A 21,088-nucleotide genomic window follows, 5' to 3' on the forward strand; every position below is an offset into this window, starting at 1 on the left:
CCAACAACTAGCAGGTAGTGCAAGATCAGCAAGTAGCTTTTCTACTCAGCAAGGACTTTCTACTAAGACAGAAATTTCTACTCCTAGAGGGGAGGAAGTTATCGGTGTAAGTGCTGGCATACATTATCGTCAAGGTGCTTTTGAAGATAGTCAAGGCAATCTTACAAATACAAATACCAAACAAGCCTTTGATGGTGCAGGAGTGCATAATAGTGATCTACAAAATGCGGTATTTAGTGGAACAAATGTAGGTGGTATTATGCAAGGAGCTTCTTTTAGCTCAGGGACTATGTCAACTGCTAATCAAGAGGCAAAGACTTTGGCTGAAAATTGGAACAATACTTTTAATGATACATATAGCAAGCTTAGTGCTGAGGGTAAAGCTTCGATGTTAAATGTGGCAAAAGGCTTTATGGAACAAGGCAATGAGAGCTTTCAAAAAAGCTTCGCTAGTCATTTTGGAAATGAAATTAGCCATAATACCCAATTAAGCGATTCTCAAAAAGCTAATATTTCTGCTTATGCTAAGGCTCAAGCAGGACTTAGTGCTTTTGGTTCTGAAATATCTGCTGGTGTAGAAGGTAGAGCTACTAAAGAATGGAGTTCTTCAGATACTCTAAGTGATACAGAAAAAGCAGCTTATGATACAATGATGCAAAGAGCATCTGCAAAAACTTTAGCTACAAGTGAGGGCATAGATTCAAGTTGGACGCAATCATTAAGAGGAGAAGATAGCGTGAATATGCAAAAAATACTTTCTCACGGACAATCTTATACTGAAGCTCAAAGCAGTATTCAAGGCATAACAAGCAATAATGCTGATAATATACTTAACAATTGTGCTAGAGATTTAGCAGCCAAAGATGGACATAATGATTTTATGAGTCTTGATACAGCTACTCAAAATAAATACTTTACAGATGCAGGCAATCAAATTAATGGTATGATAAAAAGCAATCCAGCAGGACTTGCTCAATTCAACCAACAATTTGGTGCTGCAATGACAACACAAGGGGATACATTTACTACTAGGGCTGAGGGAATAAATTATGCAAATCCTAATGCTTCTTCAAAAGCAATAATGGAACAACACAATAAAGAAATGGAAAATGTCCGAGTAGTTGGAGATGGTAAAACTAACAGTGCTTTTCTGCCAAGTGAACAAGATGTAAAAGCTACAGCAAGTCAAGGAAATCCTGTGGCAGACAAGTTTAGAGAAATCAGTAATTCAAAAACAAATATTAACAACCAAATACAAAAAGTTACAGGTTTAAGACCGATTCCTGAAAATTTAGGAATATAAAATTACTCAATGCTCTTTTGGCATTGAGTAATTTGCTTTTATGTTTTCATAGTCTTTAATAATATCCTTACAATCTATATCGTTAGGATTTATTACACCATTTTCTATTTGAGCCTTGCATACAGATGCTTGCCACGCAAGTTTTTTATAATACTTAGTTATATCGGAATATATTCTAGCTATATGAGGATTTGGTTGAAGATATTTATCGCCTCTTGCATATAAATCTGCAACTGTATCACAAGGCACCGTTCTATCAACTTCGCAGTGAGGCTCCATCAGTTCTACTGCTTTTTTATAATTTTTCTCTACAAATTCGCCTTTGAGATATTCGCTCCCAAGCTCGTAACATTGTTTAAATTTATAGCACCTTTTTTCTAAATATTTTATGTAGTTTTGATAGTTTGGTTTTTCTTTATAATATTGAAATTCAGCCTTTTGCTTACAATCTTGTGCAGAATTACATTCTAAATTATCAGAAGCATAGGTAAAAGATAAGCAGCCAAAAGCAATAAGTAGTGCTATGCGAGAAATTTTATTTTTCATATTTAACACCTTTTTTATTTTTTAAATAATGCCCAATACCAAAATACATCTGATTTCCCTTTAAAGCTAGTAAGATAAGATAATTTAACTATAGCAGTAGCTAGAATAAGGAAAAAAACTGCAAAAACTATACCAACTCCAAAAATTACACCTGAAGTTAAGAGTATAAGTCCCACTATACCAGCAACAAAACAAATAAATGCAAATACAATAAAACAAGTTGCTATTTTTTCATAAATGCTCATCTACAAACTCCCATATTTTCATTATTTTAATGATGATATTATAGCATAAAAGTGTTAAAAAGTCAATGATATATAATAAGAAGTATCAATTTATCATATTATAATTTAAAATAAAATCATTTAAAATTTTATTTAAGCTATCTTTTGAAATAGTATTATCAGCTACGCCTACGACAATATCCTCCATAATCTCGGCAAATTTATCATTATATTTATCATCTAAATCTAAAAAGTGCATTCCCAAAAATATAGCAGTTCTTTTATTTCCATCTAAGAATGGGTGGATTTTATACAAGCAAACATTAAATGAGTGATTTTATCAGCAATGGTTGGATAGTATTCATCATTTTTTATATGCTCTAAGGCACTTGTTAAGTAAGAAATTTGTGTATCATTATAACCACTAAGCCCACCTATCGTTTCAATGATTTTTTCGTGAATGGCAATAGCTTCGTCAATTTCTATATATTTCATTTATCTTTTAATCTTTGAAATACAGCCTTAATTTGTGGTTTTTCAAGTTCTTTTGCCATTTTTTCCATAGTTTTTTTAACAGCTTCTCTTTCGGCAATGTATGCTTTGCTTTGTTTTTGAGTGGCTTCTTGTCTTATTGTTTGCATTGCAAAATCCTTTGAATTTAAATAAGATTATTTTTGGATATTTTTTATAGTAAAAATAATCTACAAACTCCTATATTTTCATCATTTCAATGATGATATTTTAGCATAAAAGTGTTAAAAAGTCAATGGTAGATTGAAGTTTTTAACATTGGTAGAATTTACTCTATTATTGAATTAAGATTTAATAATTTCTTTTAAAAAAGATTCAATAAGATTTAAAGAATATTCATTACAAAAATTTAGATATTCGGTAAGCTCTTTTTTATCTTTACTATTTATTACTTCTTTTACCATCAGTGTAGTTTCTCCTTGTGGTTGTGATGATAATTCATTGAAACCATTTTTTTTGATAAAAGCCTTTAGCTTCATTTTTAGCATCTACTATAATAAGTTTGCAACCAACTAGATTGGATATGCTAAAAGCGAGAATATCTGCTAGAATAAGCATTTCCGTTCCAATTCTTTTCTTTGTAGAAGTATCATCAACAAGCAATCTAGTAATTTTTAAAGCAGAGATTGCATAAGAAGAAATGCTACATTTCTTTTTTAATTGCCACCATTTTTTTGCTTCACTATCGCGCAACACAACAAGTACAATCTTTTAAAACTTTGCTTAGTTTATAACTAAACGCCCCCCCCCCGCTATGTCACAACTTAATTAAAAAAACAAAGAATGTTCCATAAAATACCCTAGTTAGATTACAAGCAGAAGGAAATAAAAATGTGACAACATACATTTTGGATATAGAGCTATCTATAAGAAAGAATATATATCAAATTTGATCATAAAAAAACCAAAAGATGATTATGCATAAACAAGCAAAAAGCGAGGAAAGCAAAGCTCCAAAAATAAGACTTTTTATTATCCACATTTTTATTTCTGCTTTTTCATGTAAAATCTTTTTGTAGTTTAATCCATATTCAAACGCACTATATCGTATGAGTAAAAAAAGCATATTTAATATCATTAAAATTGAAGAAATAGCAAGTATAGCAACAAAAATTGCGCCTTGAAATTCAAAAAAAGTATCATCTATAAACACACAAAGATAAAATCCAGCCACGCCAACTATACAATTTCCAAAAAATTCTCCAACAAGAAAATAAAAATTGATAAATTTGCTTGTGTATTTTATAAAGTTAAGCGCATAAAAGCACAATACATTAACAATAAACATAATGCCGATAAAATTTAAAACAAGGTTAAATACTATCACACTGCTTATATAAACTAATCCACCATTCATTTTTTTGCTTTAAATTTAAGATATATATTTTATCATAATTTTATAAAATCATCATTTTAATTTAAAATACGAATTTATCTCATCGCTTGCTAAGATTGACAAGATTTATATCTATTTTAACCAAGATATTATTTTTATGAAATTATACTTATTTTTGATTTACGATTTTGATTTACAATAAAACTATGAAAAAATTATACTGCTTGATTTTTCTATGTTCTCTCATTTGCGCTGATAAGCATAATGATGCTTGGAAAAAATACGAAAGAAATATCACGCAAAAGCCACATCAACTTGAAGAGCAAGCACCGAATTTTCAAGATAGTTTAAATAATTCTTTGGCTCAAGTGCTTGAATTTGGAAATTCTGCAGATCAAACTTCCTCAAATTTTGATTTTAACTCTCAAAGTTTTGAGCTTAAAAATATGAATTTATTATATGAAAACCAATACGGCGTTTTACTTTTTCAAAAAGAATTTATGATCAATCAAGAATATTTAGATTATTCAAACGGCTTGATTAACCGCTACCAGCAAGGCAGTATGCTTTTTGGACTCAATGGCTTTGCTGATAGAGTACAGGAAAAAAACAGCTATAGCCTTGGCACAGAGTTGGGTTTTGGCTCTTATTTTAAGGCTTATACGAATTATTATATTTTCGATCAAGACGAGCTTAACGACGAACAAAAGAGAAATTTGCAACTTGGCTTTGCCTTTGTCTTACCCATATACACGCCACTTGGCTTTGATCTTAGCAAAGATAATGAAAAAGTGCGTTACACGCTTAATTATTCGCCATTTTCAATTTTCAATTTCAGCCTTAGTCAGCAAAAGCTAAAAAACCCAGCCCAGATCGATGATACAGATACAAGTTTGCATTTTGGCTTTAAGCTCAACTATAAAGAAAATTTTTTAAAACAGCTTAAAAGAGATCAAAATAAACTTTTTGAACTCGATCAATATGAGTTTTATAAAAGGAAAAATTTATAAATTTTTCATTGTAAAAGATAAGATAAATATTTAAGAAAATAAAAACAAAGATACTAAATACCAAATTTAAAGCAATGATATGGATTTAAGCAGATTGATTTTAAAACACAACGCTAACAAATAAAACAACTCTAAATATTTTATTATTAATTTAAACTTAATTTAATATTTTTATATATAAAAATATTATTTATGTATAAAAATTTGAATTTAGAGTTTATTTTAAAACATTTTTTTAGATGGGTTAAAATAAAAATATCTTTCAAGCTGAAATATTAAGCATAAATATCAACAAAATTCAGTAAAAAATTTAATTTATAATTATATTTTTAATTTTATTATAAAAAATATATAAAAAAATTCTTAAATAAAATTTTATTTTAAGGAAATTAAATATATAATTCTTTGATTTTTTACAAAAGGAGTGAAAATGAATGCAGCAAATTCAAGCTTTATTATGTTGTGTGCTTTGTTGGTGCTTTTGATGACGCCGGCTTTGGCTATGTTTTATTCTGGTATGGTGAGGAGTAAAAATACCTTAAATACCATTATGAATTGTTTCATCGTTTTTGGTGTGATTACTTTGCAATGGGTTATCATAGGCTTTAGTCTTGCTTTTAGCGAAGATAGCGGGGCAGGGTTAGTTGGGGGCTTTTTAAATGTAGGACTTGAAAATATCAGTGGATATAACGCTGCTGGAGTGCCAAACATACTTTTTGTCATCTTTCAGCTTATGTTTGCTCTCATCGCTTCAGCTATCATTACCGGTTCTTTGGTAGGTAGGATCAAGCTTGGGGTTTTGGTGGTGTTTTTGATCTTTTGGAGCACTTTAGTGTATGATGTTTTAGCGCATATGATATGGAGTAGCGAGGGCTTTTTGCTTCAAAGAGGAAGCTTAGACTTTGCTGGTGGAGGCGTGGTGCATATAAGTTCTGGGGTTGCTGGACTTGTGGGAGCTTTGCTCGTAGGAGCAAGAAAAGACAAACCAAGCAAGGCTTCAAATAACGCTCATTCTATACCTTACGCGTTTTTAGGAGCGATTTTGCTTTTTATCGGTTGGCTGGGTTTTAATGCTGGAAGTGCTGGAGCAATCGATGATATAGCGGTAAATGCCTTTGTGGTTACCATACTTTCAGCCTCAACTGGCTTTTTGGTTTGGGTTTTGGCTGAGTGGCTCATACACAAACGCCCAAGTTTGCTTGGCGGTTTAAGTGGGCTTGTAGCTGGGCTTGTTGGCATTACACCAGCATGCGGATATGTTGGCGTAACAGCTTCTTTAATCATAGGGGCTTTATCGGCTGTGTTTTGCTATGCTGGTTTAAGTTATATCAAATACAAACTTCATCTTGATGATACCCTAGACGCCTTTTCTTTGCATGGCATAGGCGGTGTTTGGGGTGGCATAGCTACTGGACTTTTTGCAAGCGGGGGTGTTAATCCAGTCGTTGTGGCTGAGGGAGCTTTGGGCGAGGGCTTGCTTATCAGCGGAAGCTGGGATTTGCTTTTAGAACAAATTCTAGCTATAGGCGTTTGCATAGGACTTTCAGCTTTTGTAAGTTTTGTTATCTTTAAGTTTATCTCGCTTTTTACAAGTTTAAGAGTAGAAGAACAGCTTGAATTTGAGGGGCTTGATCGTAGTATTCATGGAGAAAAAGCATATAGCTTGAGTTGATTTTTGAGCCTTTTGGCTCAAAAATTGAAAGATTTTAATACCTTATTTTCAACTTCGCAAATTTTTAAATCTACTTGTTTTGATTTTTGACTTTTATCATCTTTTTATAATATATTTTTTTTAAATTTAAGTTTTTTTTAAACAAAGCTTAAGGGGGGGGGCTATAATAATAACTTTATTTTATTTTTAAGGAGAAGACATGCAAAAAGGATTTGCAAAGATATGCGGTGGCATTGCTCTTTTGGCGGCTTTAACAAGTGATGTTTGGGCTGAGGAAAGCGGAGGATTTTTTGGTGTTGATGTGGCAAGAGGGCTTGCAAATCAAACAATTGAAGAAAAGACTAGAGATGGTGATGTTACGGGAAGTTATAAAAATTTAGGTTTAAAAGGTCCAAGACTCGGTTTTATAAGTGGTTATAAGCACTTCTTTACACCAAAATTTGGCGTAAGAGGCTATGGAAGCTTTAATTATGGTTTTTTTACTGGAGGCGATAAAAGAAGTGATGAAGATGTTATAATGGGTGCTTTAAGTATAGGTGCTAATGTTGACGTGATGTATAATTTTTGTGATTGTGATGGGAGAATTTTTGGTGCATATGCTGGTGTAAATTTAGGCTATATAGACTACCATGTTCAAGATGTTGGTAGTGTTGAGGGTATAGATATGGGGCTTACTTTTGGTTTTAGAGCTGTGTTTAATGAGCGTCATAGCTTTGAAATTTACAGAAGATTTGCTAGGGGCGTGGAATTTCCGGTTGAATTCGTTGATAAAGATGGCAACGCAAGCTATCAACGACAAAAAATCGTCCAACCAGATACAACCGGCATTCGCTATGTTTATAACTTCTAAAAACTAAACTCATAATTGACTTGGAAATTTTTCAAGTCAATTTTTACTTTGGATACAATGTAAAAGTATCTTGAATAAAAATTTCATCATTAACAGCGTTTTGGCTGTTTAAGAGTATGTTGATATGAGCGATGATGAGCTTATCTTTACTTAAATTTGCGTCTGTATTAAGCTGAGTAAGCTTAAAATTCTCACATTTACCCAATGGGTAAAAATACCTAATAATGATAAAATCATTTGCATTTGGGTAGTTTAAACTTACACTTTCAAGGCAGTCTTTGCCCTGAAGTTTAGCTTCATACAAAAAAAGCTTTGAAAGCTCTTTAAAATCCTGCAAGAGAATTTGGGCTTGAGTATGTAAAATAGTATCTTTTAGCCTTTTTGGTATATAGCTTGTTTGCTTGAGATAAAAGATGAGCGTAAAGCTAAAAAAGGCGAGTAAAGCAAGACTCGCAAGCAAGATATAAGCTTTTTTCATAGCAAAAGCTCTTTTTCTAGGCAAATGGGCTTTGTTTTATCAAAAAGACAAATTTTCATGGTATAAGTTGAAGCGTTTTGGCTGATGGCAAAGCTTTGTACCCCTTCTAAAAGAATGGCTTTTTGGGATTTTGTGCTTGAATAAGGCGTGTATTCGTAGCTAAGTGAGTTTTGTTGAAAACTTATAAATATATTTGCTTCAACAAGTTTGTAAAAGCCTTTAAATTCAGTATTTTGGCTAAATTTAAGCCTTGTATCATCTAAAACTTCAAGTTCATAAATTTGCTTTGTTTCAAGGCTGTAAAGGTATAAAAAGGGATTTTTTTGGTTCCTAAGGGTGAGTTGTTGGGCTAAAACTCCAGCTTGTATTTTTTTGTTGTTCTCTGTGATTTCATAGATGAAATGACTTTTAGGAGCATAAAAGCTTTTGTTTTGATCTTGAAGTAAAAGCCCTGAACTGCCAATAAAAGTGTGTAAAGAATGTTGCAACAAGATATTATTTTTATCTTCTAAAAGACAAGATATATTTTGAGAAGAAATTTGAAGTTTGATACAACGTCTTAAGAGTTTTTCTATGAGCGTAAAGCTTGAGTGAAGCTCTAGGGCTTTTTGACTTTGCTGTGATGTATATAAAGAAAAAAGATTTTGTAAAGGTTGAAAGATGATAAGTGCAAATGCACAAGATAAAACAAGCACCAGCAAGCATTCAAAGAGGCTAAAAGCTTTTTTCATCTTTAAATTCCGCCTCATAATGTCTATGTGCTGGTTTTAGGCTTTTAAGTTTAAAAGTTGAGTTTGAGTGTATTTGCTCCTTAAATTCAAGCTCAAGAAGTTCATTAGGTTTTAAACGCAAGGGCTTTAAAGGCTCGTTTTTAAGCTCTTTTTGGGCTTCATATAAGCTTTGCAAAGAGATGTTTTGATTTTTAAGAATTTGATTTAAGGCAAAATAAGCAAAAGAAAAAATTAAGGCTAAAACAAGTAGGGCAAAAACGCTTTCAAGTAAGGAAAATGCCCTAGTCATCAAGGTTGTTTGCACTTGCGTGAATGGCTTTAAAAAAAGCTGAGCGAAGATTTTTGTCTTCTAAAGCACGCACGCCCTTGATCGTAACGCCACCGGGAGAACAAATTTGTTCTTTAATGAGAGCTGGGTGCGTATCTTGCACAAGAGTAGCAAAACTTTGAAAGCTTGCTTTTGTGAGCTTTGAGCTTAAATCAGCATTTAAGCCCTCATATACACCAGCATTGCTTATGCTTTCAGCCACCATTGCCAAAAAGGCTGGAGCGCAACCACTTAGTGCCATGGCTGCATTCATTTGGCTTTCTTTTTCAAGCTCAAAAGCTTGTCCGAAGCTTTGCAAAATGGTTATAATTTCATCTTTAAAAAGCTCATTCTTGCAAATAAAAGGCGTAGTTGAAGCTTTAAAAGCTGCTGCGGTGTTTGGCATTATGCGGGCGTAATTTTGAGCTTTTATCACTTCTAAACTCTTAAGATCGGTATTTGCAAGCACAGATATAAGCAAGCGAGCCTTGCCTTTGAGCTTGTTTGCGACTTCATTTAGGGCATAAGGCTTAAAAGCAAGTATAATGTCCTTGCTTTCTAGGTTAAAGTCTTCATACAAAAATGTGCTAAAACCATCATGTTTTAAGGCTTCAAGTTGGGCGATGTTGCGTCCTACGAAGCTGATTTTATACTTGTCTTTTAGCCCTTTTGCAAGAGCTTTAGCCATAGTTCCGCTTGCAAGGATAAAAAGTTCTTTCAAAGCCTTAGTCTTTCTTTACATAGTTTGAAATTTTATCCGCTTGAAAATACTCTGGATAAGTTGCTGAGTCTAAGATCACTTGAACTAAGGAGTTATTATCCCAATTGATCACGATAGGAGCGAGGAAATTTAAACTTGACTCACTTAAATCCTTATGCATAGCCATGATGATATAAGCTTCTCTTTTTGAATCAGCATTTAAACCAAGCAATTCTTGATAATATGTTGGTATTTCAAAGTCATAGCCCGGGCGGATCACTTGAGCATTGACAAGCACGAATTTAAAGTCGCTTCCATCTAGACTTTTAAGCTCGGCAAAAAGCTCATCTACTGGCTTAAATTCCATAGTTTTAGTTTCTTCAAACCCTAATATAGGGCATTTTACAGCAAGATTCATCTTTGCATCCTTTGTTTTTTGATTTAGAATTCATTTAAGAATTCTACCATAAAATAAGCAAAAGGGGTTCCAAAAAACCAAATTATTTATTTTTTTTTACTATAATTTTGAAAAAATCAAATAAAATACAAAATATAGGTAAATTTTTATGAAAACACGACTTCTTTTTTTCTTGAGTATAAGTTTTTTATTTTTAGCATGTAGCACGAGAAATGATGAACTTTACAACCTAAGTGCTTTGCAGTGGCACGAACAAATCATCAAAGATATACAAGACAATGATCTTGAAAAAGCTGATGAGCATTATACTTCTATGGCAAGCGAACATAGTGCTGATGCTTTGCTAGAGCCTATACAGCTTATTCTAGCTCAAATGCATATTGAAGAAGAAGAATACAAACTTGCTGATTTTTATTTGGAAGAAAATGCAAAAAAGTTTGGGAATTCTCAAAATCTTGATTTTATCCGTTATTTGCAGATTAAGGCTAAATTTGAAGCCTTTGCTCAGCCAAATAGAGAGCAAGCTCTTTTGCTTGAGGGCAGGGATCAAATCGCTACATTTTCAAAGACTTATCCACAAACTGAATACGCTCCTTTGGTGCAAACCATGCTTACGAAATTTAACCTTGCTATTTTTGCCTTAGATGAAAACATAGCCAGTCTTTACAAACGCACAGATAGAGAACAAAGCTATGAAATTTATCAGCAAAGATTGCAAGAGTCTGAATTTAATGATGTGCCTATGATTAAGGCTAAAGTTGCTTGGTATAGACGAATTTTTGAATAAGGAAAAACGATAATGCAAATGGTGCAAAACTACCCAGCCAAACTTCCTGTTTTGGTTGAAGATGAACTTTTTTTATATCCTTTTATGATAACGCCGATTTTTTTAAGCGATATTGACAATATCAAAGCCCTTGAGCTTGCGCTTAAAAACGAAAGTATGATCTTTGTCGCTCCTTCTAAATTTGAAGGTGCAAGAACCTTTAATGAAATTTATGATTGTGGAGTTATAGGCACGATTATGCGTAAAGTGCCTTTACCTGATGGACGCATAAAAATCCTTTTTCAAGGTTATGCTAAGGGTAAGATCATCAAACAAAGCGGACAAAAGCCTTTGATGGCTGAGGTTGATTTAATCCAGCAAAAGATCCCAGAAGCCAGCAAAAACGAAGCCTTGCTTGCTGTTTTAAAAGAAAAAGTGCGTGCTTTAGCTTCAATGAGTCATTATTTTAGTCCTGATTTGTTAAGAAGCATAGAAGAGGGCGTTGATAGTGCAAGGATTTGTGATCTTATCTTAAATACCATACGCATTAAAAAGCAAACTGCTTATGAGTTTTTTATAGAAGTTGATTTAGAGCAAAAAATGCTTAAACTCATAGCCTTAATTGCTGAAGAAATAGAAACAAATAAACTTCAAAAAGAGATCAAAAGTAAGGTTCATTCAAAGATCGATAAGGTTAATAAAGAGTATTTTTTAAAAGAGCAACTAAGACAAATTCAAAAAGAACTTGGCTTTGACGCACAAAAAGAAGACGAGGCTAGGGATTATCATACTAAGCTTGAGGCGAAGAAAAAATTCATGTATGAAGAAGCTTATAAAGAGATCAAAAAGCAAATTGAAAAATTTGAACGCATTCATCAAGATAATTCAGAAGCAAGCATGCTTCAAACCTATATAGAAACAGCCCTTGAAGTGCCTTTTGAAAAGCTAGCGAAAAAAAAGCTTGACATCAAAGAAGTCAGCAAACAGCTCAATAAAGACCATTACGCCCTAAATAAGCCAAAAGAACGCATAGAAGAGTATTTTGCAGTGCGTGAGCTTTTGGAAAAAAGAGGTGTGGCTGATAAAGATGGAGCTAAAGTCATTTTATGTCTGTATGGACCTCCGGGTGTGGGTAAAACAAGTCTTGCAAACTCAGTAGCCAAGGCTTTAAAAAGAGAACTCATACGCATAGCTTTAGGCGGACTTGAGGATGTGAATGAACTAAGAGGGCACCGCCGCACTTATATAGGGGCTATGCCAGGACGCATAGTCCAAGGACTTATAGAAGCAAAGCAGATCAATCCTGTTGTCGTGCTTGATGAGATCGATAAGATCAACAGAAGCTTTAGAGGCGATCCAAGTGCAGCACTGTTAGAGATACTTGATCCAGAACAAAATGCTAAATTTAGGGATTATTATTTAAATTTTAATATAGATTTAAGTAAGATCATCTTTATCGCCACAGCCAATGATATTAGCCAAATTCCAGCTCCTTTAAGAGATAGAATGGAATTTATTGAACTTAGCTCTTATACTCCAAGTGAAAAATTTGCTATAGCCAAAAACTATCTTATCCCTGATGAGCTTAAAAAACATGGTCTAAAAAGCACAGAACTAAGCATTAGCAAAGATGCAACTGAGCTGATGATTAGCGAATATACAAGAGAATCAGGAGTAAGAACCTTAAGACGAAAAGTAGCCGAACTATGCCGCAAAGCAGCAAAAAAACTTCTGCTTGAAGAAAGCAAAAAGATCAGCATCACAGCTAAGAATTTAAATGCTTTTTTAGATAAAAAAGTCTATGAGATCGAAAAACAAAGCGGAAAAGATGAGATAGGACAAGTCAATGGGCTTGCTTGGACAGCTGTGGGCGGAGATGTACTTAAGATCGAAGCCATCAAGATCAAAGGTAAGGGCGAGCTTGTGCTTACTGGCTCGCTAGGCGATGTGATGAAAGAAAGCGCGCGTATAGCCTTTAGCGTAGTAAAGGTTTTAATCGATGAAAACAAGCTTAAAGTACCTAAAAAGCTTTTTTATAAGCTAAAAGAAAATGTTTATGATCAATACAATATCCACCTGCATGTTCCAGATGGAGCTACCCCAAAAGATGGACCAAGTGCAGGTATAACCATGTGCGTGGCTTTAGCAAGCGTATTTAGTGGAAGTAAAGTGCGCTCAGATGTAGCTATGACAGGCGAGCTTGATCTTATGGGCAAGGTTTTGCCAATTGGCGGACTTAAAGAAAAGCTCATTGCTGCCTATAAAGCAGACATAAAAACAGCTTTAATCCCACAGAAAAACTATGAAAGGGATTTAAAAGAAATTCCAGATGAGGTAAAGCAAAATCTTGAGATTATCCCAGTTAAGAGTTTTGATGAGGTTTTAAAATATGCCTTGCTTTAAGCTTTGCTCTTTAGTTTTTGAAAATATGAAAGTATAAGCCTTGCAAGAGCTTGTTTTTTCTCAATTCAAACAAGGCTATCGTTATAATAGTGATTCTTTGCTTTTGTTTGACTTTGTGTTAAAACAAAAGCTTAAAGGCAGGCTTTTAGATATGGGTTGTGGGTGCGGGATCATAGGCTTAATGCTTAAAGCCTTTGTGCCACAAATCAAGCTTGTTTTGCTTGATATTGTAGAGCAAAATTGTGCTTTAGCAAGGAAAAATGCAGATCAAAACGAGCTTGAAGCTGAGGTGCTTTGTGTGGATTTCAAGGAATTTATGCAAAGGCAAGCATTTGATATCATCGTTTCAAACCCACCATTTTATAGCCTTAAAGCTATGCGTTCACAAGATGAGCATAAAAATATGGCTAAATTTCAAGATAGTTTAAGCTTAAAAGACTTCATTCATCAAGCAAGCCTTGCTTTAAAACCTCAGGGTAAATTGTATTTTTGTTATGAGGCTTTGGCTTTGGCTAAGATCGTGCAGTGTTTGAGTGAGTTTAAGTTAAACTTAAGTCAAATTCAAAGTGTGCATAAGAGTAAAGATGATAAAGCAAGATTGCTTTTGATCGAAGCTAGAAAAAGTTCAAAAGCCCCTTGTGCCTTTTTAGCTCCTTTTTGTATGTATGAAAATGGTATTTTAAGCCCACAAATGAAGGCTTTGCAAGCAAATATAAGGATAAAAAGTAATGATATATAAACAAGGTTTTGATTTTTGTTTTGATGAAAAGGCTTGCGTAGCTTGTGGTGGTAAATGCTGTGTTGGTGAAAGTGGCAATATCTTTGCAAGTTTTGAAGAGCTAGAAGCTATAAGAGCTTTTTTGGGGCTTGAAAAAGCTGAGTTTGTAAAAACTTATCTGCGAAAAGTGGGCTTAAGATATAGTTTTAAAGAATGTGAATTTGAGAATGGTTTTGCGTGTATTTTTTTTGATCAAAGAAAGAAAAATTGCAGTATTTATGAGTTGCGTCCAAAGCAGTGTAGAACTTTTCCCTTTTGGGATTATTTTAAAAAACACAAAGAGGAATTAAAAAACGAATGTATAGGTATATATTTTTAGCGTTATTACTTGTAAATTTCAGCGCTTGTGTTGTAAAGACTTCATCTTTTTCAAGTCCTTATACTCTTGATACAAAGCAACAAAGCCTTGATTTTAAGCTTTTAGAAGCAATGACTTATAATGAAATGGGCGAAGCTTTAAAGTCTAGAGATATGTTTTTAGAGCTTTTTGCTGAGTATAAAGATGAAAAACTTATCGAAAATGCCTTTATGATCAGCATTTTTAATAATCTTGATAAAAAAGATGAGTTGTATGAGCTTGCAAAGCCTTATTTTAATCAAAGCCCTGATTTAGTGCGTTTGGGCGTGCTTTATCATATACAAAAACAAGATATTAAGAGTGCTAAAAATTTGCTTGAAGAGCTTATTTTAAGAGATAAGGACTTTAGAAATTATGAACTTTTGGGCGATATTTACGCTCAAAATAGACAATTTGCTCTTTCTTTGCAAAATTATTATCTCGCAAAAAAATACCTTAAAGAAGAGTTGGATCCAAATGAGAATTTAAGCCTTAAAATCGCTGATAATGAGCTTATTTTAGGGCAAAAACAAAATGCAAAAAAAGAGCTTGAGAGCTTTGTATCAAAAGTGGGTTGTTCTTTAAAAATTTGTTCTTTGCTTGCAAATTTATACAGCGAGCTTGGCGAAAAAGAAAAATTACAAAACTTGCTTTTCAAACTTTATGAGCTTACGCAAAATAAAGCCTATCTTGATGATAGCGTGCGTTTGCTTTATGAGGATAAAAAATATCAAGAAGCCCTTAATCTAACCCTTGCATATAATCTTGATGAAAACTTTGCTTTTGCACTTTTTTCTGCTTTAAAAAAGGAACAAGAAGCATATCATTTTGCTTTAAAAGCGTATAAAAAAACAAATAATAAAAGATTTTTACTCATTGCTGCAACGACTGAATTTGAGCTTGCTTTAAAGGCAAAAAAAGTTGATGAAAAGGTGCTTGAGTCTGTAATTGCAAAATTTGAAGAAGGGATTGATGAAACAAGCGAGGCTTTATTTTTGAATTATTATGGATATTTGCTTATCGATCATGATAAGGACATTCAAAAAGGTATAGAGCTTGTGCAAAGGGCTTTGAAGCTTGAAAATAATAACTTATTTTTTATAGACTCTTTAGCTTGGGGGTATTATAAGCAAAATCAGTGTCAAAAGGCTTGGGAGCTTATGCTTGAAACTATGCACGATAAAGAATTTATTGATTCAGCAGAGTCAAAAGCACATATTAAAGCCATTCAAAAATGCTTGCAAGAGGAGAAAAAATGATCTTAGAAGATATTTTTAAGAAAACAAAACAGGATTTAGAGCTAAGAAAAAAAAGCGTAAGCTTGGTAGAGCTTGAAGAAAGGGCATTTGCTCGTAATGTAAAAGACTTTTTTGCTTTTTTTAGCAAGGATACAAAAAAAATTCAAATCATTGCTGAGGTAAAAAAAGCAAGTCCAAGCAAAGGCGTGATAAGAGCTGATTTTAAGCCACTTCAAATTGCTTTAAATTATGAAGCAGCAGGGGCGTGCGGGATTTCGGTTTTAACAGAGCCTCATTATTTTCAAGGTTCACTTGAGTATTTAGAACAAATTGCCCAAAAAGTATCCTTGCCTTTATTGAGAAAAGATTTTATCTTTGATGAGTATCAAATACTTGAAGCTAGGGCTTTTGGAGCAGATTTTATTTTACTAATCGCTAAAATGCTTGATAAAAATGAGCTTAAAAGTTTGTATGAGTTTGCAAAGTCTTTAAATTTAGAAGTTTTATTTGAGGTGCATAATAAAGAAGATTTAGACAAGGCATTGTTCGTAGATGCAAATATTATTGGCATTAATCATAGAAATTTAAATGATTTTACGATGAATATGAGACTATGTGAAGAGCTTATAGCCTTTATGCCAAGAGATAAATTTATCGTAGCTGAAAGTGGCTTGGATAGCAAAAAAGTGCTTTTAGAGTTACAAGAAATAGGGGTAAATGCCTTTTTGATGGGTGAGTATTTTATGAGACAGACTGATGAAAAGCTGGCGTTAAAAAGCTTGATCGAGCAGTAAAGTACTAAAAAAGGAGTGAAAATGCAGCACTTATATGCACCTTGGAGACAGCAGTATTTTGAGGAAGACAGGAGTATTTGTCCTTTTTGTGCGGCGAGTAAAAAGCTTAGAAGCGATGAGGAATTAGGTGTATTTTTTAGGGCGAAGTATTGTTTTGGCGTGATGAATTTATATCCGTATTCGCCCGGGCATTTTATGATTATCCCTTATATGCACGAAGAAAATATCGAAAATTTAGAGCTTGAAATTTGGCAGGAGATGAGTGAAAAAGTGCGTGAGGGGGTGAAAATTCTAAAAGAAAGTTTTCATGCAAAAGGTGTAAATATAGGTATGAACTTAGGCGAGCAAGCAGGAGCTGGCATAAGCATGCATTGTCATTACCATCTTGTGCCAAGGTGGAATGGTGACACAAATTTCATCACAACCATAGGACAAACAAGGGTTTGCAGTAGGGACTTAAAAGAAGTGTATCTTAAGCTTTGCGAGGCATTTTCAAGCTGATTAGTCTTTTAGTTTTTTGTAAAATAAAATTTTTGTGTTTTTTAACTAATGTAAAAAAAGCTAGCTTAAAATTTTCTTGAATTTTTTGTATATGCAAGAAAGTAGGACACAGCAAAGCAAGCCTAAAGAGGTTTGCTTTGTATCTTAATCCATTTGTTTGCGAATCCAAGTTGGCACTTCTAAGTGAGTAATGATTTCATCATTATTAAAAGTTCCTGTCATACCGAGCCCAACATAAGGAGTTTTTTTACTCTCGTTATCTTTGCTTGTTGTGGCAGGGTCTATTTTCCCATGCTGATCTTGGTATTCAAAGCCAGTGGCGATGATAGTTACTTCAACCATATCTTCTTCCATACTTTCATCTTCATAATCACCATATTTGTAGCTTACATCACTACCAAGTGATTCTGCTAAGCTTTGAGCTGCACTTTCTATTTGCCAGAAAGAAAAATTTGGGTGGTGTTTTAAATTTAAGATAAGTCCTTTAGCATTTTTGACATTAAGCCCATCAAGTAAAGGGGATTCAAGAGCGTTTGCAAGAGCTTCCATAGCCGCATTTTCACCCTGTGCAGAGCCCATGCCCATCAAGGCTAAGCCTCTATGGCTCATTATGGTTTTAATATCAGCAAAATCAACATTCACACGTCCATTATCAAGCAAGATTGATACCATGCCTTTAACCGCACGAGCTAAAACATCATCGATTAATGCATATACTTCCCTTGCTGAGGCTTTTTTATCGATGAGATTTTTGACTTTTTCATTTTGAATAACAAGTATAGAATCACTTTCCTTTTTGAGTTCTGCTAAGCCCATTTCAGCAAATTTTTTCTTTTTTGCCCCTTCAAAAGCAAAAGGCATAGTGATAACAGAAACGGTTAAAGCACCTACTTCTTTAGCGGCTCTAGCCACGATAGGAGTAGCTCCAGTGCCTGTGCCACCGCCAAAACCAGAAGCTATAAAGACAATATCACTTTGATCAAGAGCGGCTTTAATCTCTTCGAAGTTTTCTTTTGCGCTTTCAGCTCCCACATCTGGATCGCCACCAGCTCCGAGTCCTCTTGTGGTTTTTTCTCCAAGTTGAATTTTAGTTTTGGCTAAAGATTTGGTAAGTGCTTGTCCGTCTGTATTCGCTACGATAAGATCAAGATTATTTAAGCCCATATTCATCATGTGGTTGATCATATTGCCACCGCCACCACCGCAGCCTATAATCTTAATCTTTGCACCCTTTGCGTGCTGCATTTCTTCAACCGTAAATTCACTCATAATCCGCTCCTCAATTAAAATTGGTTTGTTAATTTATCCCACAAACGAGACAATACACCATCGGTTTTTTTGCCTTTTGTTGTTCTTAAATCCAAATGGTCTTTAATCGCTATTGTATCATTTTCTTGTAAATTTTCATCTACAAATTCGCTTTTTCTTTCATCATCTTCTTCGACTAAAACAAGCTCTTGCTTGATTGGTGCGTTATAAAGCTCAAGTTCGCCTTTGTAGCGGAGCTTTTGATTTGAATCAAGCTCATAAGGTGTAAAATACCCAGCCCCATATAAACAAAGTCCTATAGCACAAGTATTTTCAGGATCTGAAAAAATTTCAGCAAAACCAGAAATAAGATCTTTTCTCGCACTTGCTACACGCACGGATTTATTATCAAACATTGCAGAAGTTAGTTCATCGATACTTGCCAGCTTTGTCATACCTCCGGTAAGCACTATGCCTGCACCAGAGCTGTTTGCGTAAGGATTTTCACTTAACATTTTTGCTAAGATCATCAAAGTTTCTTCAGCTCTTGCGTAAATGACATTTGAAATAACTTCAAGCTTGTATTCATTCACTTTTTTTTCATCACCCATAGAAGGCACTTGTATCAGGGTATTTGGCTGATTGGAAAGATTTGCGTAATTAAGCTTGATCTTTTCAGCCTCTTTTAAAGGTGTATGCAAGGCGATGGATAAGTCTTGAGTGATATTATTTGATCCTATAGGTAAGCATTCATTTGCCCGCACTGAGTTGCCCATATGAACGACTATATCACAAATTGCCCCGCCCATATCCACAAGCACAGCCCCAAGTTCTTTTTCACTTTCATCAAGACAAGCAATAGCTGAAGCATAGCCTGAAAGCACGAAGTTATCCACTCTTAGATCAGCTAGCTCAACGGCTTTTTTGAGGTTTTTGATATGCGCTTCTTGTGAAATGATGATATGAGTAGCCACTTCTAAGCGATTGCCACTCATTCCTAAGGGATCATCAACATGTTCTAAATCATCAACTTTAAAATTATAAGGCAAAACATGAATGATTTCATAGCCACTTGGGATATTTGCAGTAAGTTTTGCAGTGCTTACGGCTCGGTGAATTTCTTTTATACTGATCTCATGATCTGGTATATTTGCAACGCCTATGCTATCAACACTTTTAGCATAAGAACCAGATATAGAAACCACAACCTTATCATAATGCACCCCACTCATCATTTGAGCATTTCTAACGGCTTGTTCTATGGACTTTGAAGAAAGCTCTATGTTGGTGATCGCACCTTTTTTTACACCTTGAGTTTTAGCTTTTCCAAAACCTATTATCTTAAGTCCCTCTTCATCTTTTTGTGCTAGTATCGCACAAGTTTGCGTTGAGCCTAGATCAATTCCTAAAATATTCAATTTATATTCCCTTTATAATAAATTTCTACTGCGTATCTTTTGCGAAGTTCTGTAAGCAACTCTTGTCTTAACTCACTTGCTTTGGCATTTTTAGCTTCTTGTTCTAAGGTTGTTTTGTATTCGTTAAGTTTTGAGTTATTAAGCAAATTTTGTGCTTTAATCTCATATAAAATTGCCTTATCATCAAGTAAGACAAAGGACTTGTTTTGATCTGAATTAAACACATTCATTAAAAAAAGGCTAAATTCAGCATCATTCATCACTTCTTCATCGACGCGTTCAGGATTTCTTAAAGAGTCTCTACTTACTGAGCCTATGTTTTTACCTTTAAAATTATTTAAAGCTTCCTTGGCTTGTTTTTCAAGCTCTGCTTTTCTTTCTTGCTCTTCATAGATCGGCAAAACTTGTTCCCTTGCCTCTTCAAAACTTTTTGTTCGCACGCCCTCATAAGCGTTTAATCTTACTATCATATAGCCATCTTCAAATTTAAAAGGCTTAAGCACGCCACCAGCATTTGTTTTTTCAAGCAATTCTAAAGGATAGTAAATATCTGTTTGACTAAGGATAAGTTCTTTTTGAAAGTCAAGTTCTTTTTTATTTAGGGCAAGGTATTTTTGATTAGCTTCATCTTTGAGTTTATCAAGTCCCAAGTCTTTTTTGAGCTCTTCTTTGGCTTCTTGAAAACTTAAAATTTTGCCACTAAAATCAGTATAATTTTGCTTATTTTTGTCATAGTATGCTTGCAACTCAGCCTCGCTAAATTCGTGTTTTTCTAAAGGGATAAAATAGTTTGAGATAAAATACCTTTTTTCAGTTTTAAAGTCCTCTTTTATCCCTTGCCAAAGTGCTTCAAGCTTGGTTTCATTGATATCGATTTTAACATTTTTGGCTTTAAAAGGTTCTATGCTTAAAACATCTTGCATAAAATAATTTGAAGCAAGCATCTTTAGTTCTTCTTCTTTCACGGGCAGATTAAAAAGCACGCTAAGTTTGCGAAGTAAAATATCGCTTGCGAGCATATCTTCGTATTGGCTTGCTTTGATATCATTTTGCGCGAGTATGCTATAATATATATTTTTATCAAAGCCTTTATTGCTATCCCAAAAGTTTTCATCAGAGATTAAAAGATTTAAAATTTCATCCTCGCTCACACTTAAGCCGAGCGTTTTTGCAAAAGAAACGAGCAGTTTATCCTCAACGAGGCTTTGCAAAGCTAGCGTATCAAGACCTTGTTCTTTTGCTTTAGCTTCTGTGAGTGTGCCATTGCTGATTTGGTTAAAATAAGCAAAAATTCGGTTAAATCTTTGATTAAACTCAACAAAGCTTATTTTTTCATCGCCAACTTTTGCTACAGAAGTATTTCGGTTAAAATTTAAATCCACGCTTCCCCAGCTTACCGCACCTGCTCCAACAAAAGCAATCGCACTTATCCACATCGTAATAACAAGCCATTTTTTATGTCTTTGCATCCAAGTAATCATTTATTATTCCTAAAAAAT

The 21,088-nt window shown here is 34.0% G+C and carries 23 protein-coding genes and 2 pseudogenes; 11 read left to right on the forward strand and 14 right to left on the reverse strand.

Features of this window, described 5'->3' with window-relative positions; translation table 11 throughout:
- A pseudogene (locus tag CQA38_RS09215) lies at nt 1–1,303 on the forward strand (conjugal transfer protein TraG); the annotation flags it as partial.
- A 6-nt stretch (nt 1,304–1,309) separates the two neighbouring features.
- On the opposite strand, the gene CQA38_RS06770 reads toward CQA38_RS09215, so the two are convergent.
- From CQA38_RS06770 to CQA38_RS06795, 6 genes and pseudogenes are all read right to left on the reverse strand, one after another.
- Nucleotides 1,310–1,849 carry a hypothetical protein gene (locus tag CQA38_RS06770; RefSeq protein ID WP_137633243.1) on the reverse strand — a complete coding sequence of 180 codons (540 nt, stop codon included), beginning with the start codon at nt 1,847–1,849 and terminating at the stop codon, nt 1,310–1,312.
- Between the two features lie 14 nt (nt 1,850–1,863).
- Entirely contained in the window at nt 1,864–2,094 is a 231-nt protein-coding gene (locus CQA38_RS06775) for a hypothetical protein (protein ID WP_137633244.1), read from the reverse strand.
- Between the two features lie 85 nt (nt 2,095–2,179).
- Nucleotides 2,180–2,568, reverse strand: a pseudogene (locus CQA38_RS06780) (type II toxin-antitoxin system death-on-curing family toxin).
- Complete coding sequence (locus CQA38_RS09220; protein ID WP_170999484.1) at nt 2,565–2,714, reverse strand: hypothetical protein; 150 nt, start codon at nt 2,712–2,714, stop codon at nt 2,565–2,567. Before CQA38_RS09220 ends, CQA38_RS06780 begins: the two are co-directional and overlap by 4 nt.
- A gap of 328 nt (nt 2,715–3,042) precedes the next feature.
- On the reverse strand, nt 3,043–3,297 hold the full coding sequence (locus CQA38_RS06790) for a hypothetical protein (RefSeq protein WP_137633246.1): 255 nt from the start codon (nt 3,295–3,297) through the stop codon (nt 3,043–3,045).
- A 190-nt stretch (nt 3,298–3,487) separates the two neighbouring features.
- Complete coding sequence (locus CQA38_RS06795) at nt 3,488–3,961, reverse strand: hypothetical protein (protein ID WP_137633247.1); 474 nt, start codon at nt 3,959–3,961, stop codon at nt 3,488–3,490.
- A gap of 185 nt (nt 3,962–4,146) precedes the next feature.
- Here CQA38_RS06795 and CQA38_RS06800 point away from each other — a divergent pair, with 185 nt between their 5' ends.
- The 3 genes from CQA38_RS06800 (at nt 4,147) to CQA38_RS06810 (ending at nt 7,472) form a co-directional block, all read left to right on the forward strand.
- Nucleotides 4,147–4,950: an inverse autotransporter beta domain-containing protein gene (locus CQA38_RS06800; RefSeq protein WP_137633248.1), complete on the forward strand. Its 804-nt coding sequence runs from the start codon at nt 4,147–4,149 to the stop codon at nt 4,948–4,950.
- A 430-nt stretch (nt 4,951–5,380) separates the two neighbouring features.
- Complete coding sequence (locus CQA38_RS06805) at nt 5,381–6,622, forward strand: ammonium transporter (protein WP_137633249.1); 1,242 nt, start codon at nt 5,381–5,383, stop codon at nt 6,620–6,622.
- 199 nt (nt 6,623–6,821) lie between these two features.
- Nucleotides 6,822–7,472, forward strand: a complete 651-nt coding sequence (locus tag CQA38_RS06810; protein ID WP_137633250.1) for an outer membrane beta-barrel protein — start codon at nt 6,822–6,824, stop codon at nt 7,470–7,472.
- Between the two features lie 43 nt (nt 7,473–7,515).
- Here CQA38_RS06810 and CQA38_RS06815 read toward each other — a convergent pair whose 3' ends face one another.
- From CQA38_RS06815 to fliW, 5 genes are read right to left on the reverse strand one after another with little or no spacing between them, the layout of a single operon-like run.
- Entirely contained in the window at nt 7,516–7,950 is a 435-nt protein-coding gene (locus CQA38_RS06815; protein ID WP_137633251.1) for a hypothetical protein, read from the reverse strand.
- A complete protein-coding gene (locus CQA38_RS06820; protein WP_137633252.1) occupies nt 7,947–8,681 on the reverse strand; it encodes a hypothetical protein in 735 nt (244 codons plus the stop codon). Before CQA38_RS06820 ends, CQA38_RS06815 begins: the two co-directional genes overlap by 4 nt.
- Nucleotides 8,665–8,970 carry a hypothetical protein gene (locus tag CQA38_RS06825; RefSeq protein WP_170999485.1) on the reverse strand — a complete coding sequence of 102 codons (306 nt, stop codon included), beginning with the start codon at nt 8,968–8,970 and terminating at the stop codon, nt 8,665–8,667. The genes CQA38_RS06820 and CQA38_RS06825 overlap by 17 nt, the downstream gene beginning before the upstream one ends.
- The gene (locus CQA38_RS06830) at nt 8,963–9,709 is read right to left on the reverse strand and encodes a pyrroline-5-carboxylate reductase (protein ID WP_137633254.1); all 747 of its coding nucleotides are present in this window, start codon (nt 9,707–9,709) and stop codon (nt 8,963–8,965) included. The genes CQA38_RS06825 and CQA38_RS06830 overlap by 8 nt, the downstream gene beginning before the upstream one ends.
- A 4-nt stretch (nt 9,710–9,713) precedes the next feature.
- Nucleotides 9,714–10,106 (reverse strand): flagellar assembly protein FliW, encoded by a 393-nt coding sequence (gene fliW, locus CQA38_RS06835; protein ID WP_137633255.1) that lies wholly within the window; start codon nt 10,104–10,106, stop codon nt 9,714–9,716.
- A gap of 148 nt (nt 10,107–10,254) precedes the next feature.
- Between fliW and bamD the strand changes: the two genes are divergently transcribed.
- From bamD to CQA38_RS06870, 7 genes are read left to right on the forward strand one after another with little or no spacing between them, the layout of a single operon-like run.
- Complete coding sequence (gene bamD, locus CQA38_RS06840; protein ID WP_137633256.1) at nt 10,255–10,893, forward strand: outer membrane protein assembly factor BamD; 639 nt, start codon at nt 10,255–10,257, stop codon at nt 10,891–10,893.
- Between the two features lie 12 nt (nt 10,894–10,905).
- Nucleotides 10,906–13,275: an endopeptidase La gene (lon, locus tag CQA38_RS06845; protein WP_137633257.1), complete on the forward strand. Its 2,370-nt coding sequence runs from the start codon at nt 10,906–10,908 to the stop codon at nt 13,273–13,275.
- 40 nt (nt 13,276–13,315) lie between these two features.
- On the forward strand, nt 13,316–14,014 hold the full coding sequence (locus tag CQA38_RS06850) for a methyltransferase (RefSeq protein WP_137633258.1): 699 nt from the start codon (nt 13,316–13,318) through the stop codon (nt 14,012–14,014).
- Nucleotides 14,004–14,372 (forward strand): YkgJ family cysteine cluster protein, encoded by a 369-nt coding sequence (locus tag CQA38_RS06855; RefSeq protein WP_137633259.1) that lies wholly within the window; start codon nt 14,004–14,006, stop codon nt 14,370–14,372. The genes CQA38_RS06850 and CQA38_RS06855 overlap by 11 nt, the downstream gene beginning before the upstream one ends.
- Nucleotides 14,351–15,649 (forward strand): ATP-dependent nuclease subunit B, encoded by a 1,299-nt coding sequence (locus tag CQA38_RS06860; RefSeq protein WP_137633260.1) that lies wholly within the window; start codon nt 14,351–14,353, stop codon nt 15,647–15,649. Before CQA38_RS06855 ends, CQA38_RS06860 begins: the two co-directional genes overlap by 22 nt.
- Nucleotides 15,646–16,422: an indole-3-glycerol phosphate synthase TrpC gene (trpC, locus tag CQA38_RS06865; RefSeq protein ID WP_137633261.1), complete on the forward strand. Its 777-nt coding sequence runs from the start codon at nt 15,646–15,648 to the stop codon at nt 16,420–16,422. Before CQA38_RS06860 ends, trpC begins: the two co-directional genes overlap by 4 nt.
- A gap of 21 nt (nt 16,423–16,443) precedes the next feature.
- Complete coding sequence (locus CQA38_RS06870) at nt 16,444–16,923, forward strand: HIT domain-containing protein (protein WP_137633262.1); 480 nt, start codon at nt 16,444–16,446, stop codon at nt 16,921–16,923.
- Nucleotides 16,924–17,067: 144 nt separating this feature from the next.
- Here the strand turns inward: CQA38_RS06870 and ftsZ are convergent, their stop codons facing one another.
- Genes ftsZ through CQA38_RS06885 form a run of 3 tightly spaced genes read right to left on the reverse strand, consistent with a single transcriptional unit; the run spans nt 17,068 to nt 21,070 of the window.
- On the reverse strand, nt 17,068–18,192 hold the full coding sequence (ftsZ, locus tag CQA38_RS06875) for a cell division protein FtsZ (RefSeq protein WP_137633263.1): 1,125 nt from the start codon (nt 18,190–18,192) through the stop codon (nt 17,068–17,070).
- 14 nt (nt 18,193–18,206) lie between these two features.
- Nucleotides 18,207–19,589 (reverse strand): cell division protein FtsA, encoded by a 1,383-nt coding sequence (ftsA, locus tag CQA38_RS06880; RefSeq protein ID WP_137633264.1) that lies wholly within the window; start codon nt 19,587–19,589, stop codon nt 18,207–18,209.
- Nucleotides 19,586–21,070 (reverse strand): peptidylprolyl isomerase, encoded by a 1,485-nt coding sequence (locus tag CQA38_RS06885; protein WP_137633265.1) that lies wholly within the window; start codon nt 21,068–21,070, stop codon nt 19,586–19,588. Before CQA38_RS06885 ends, ftsA begins: the two co-directional genes overlap by 4 nt.
- Nucleotides 21,071–21,088 lie beyond the last annotated feature (18 nt).

The sequence above is a fragment of the Campylobacter sp. MIT 12-5580 genome (assembly GCF_005406235.1).
GTDB lineage: Bacteria > Campylobacterota > Campylobacteria > Campylobacterales > Campylobacteraceae > Campylobacter_D.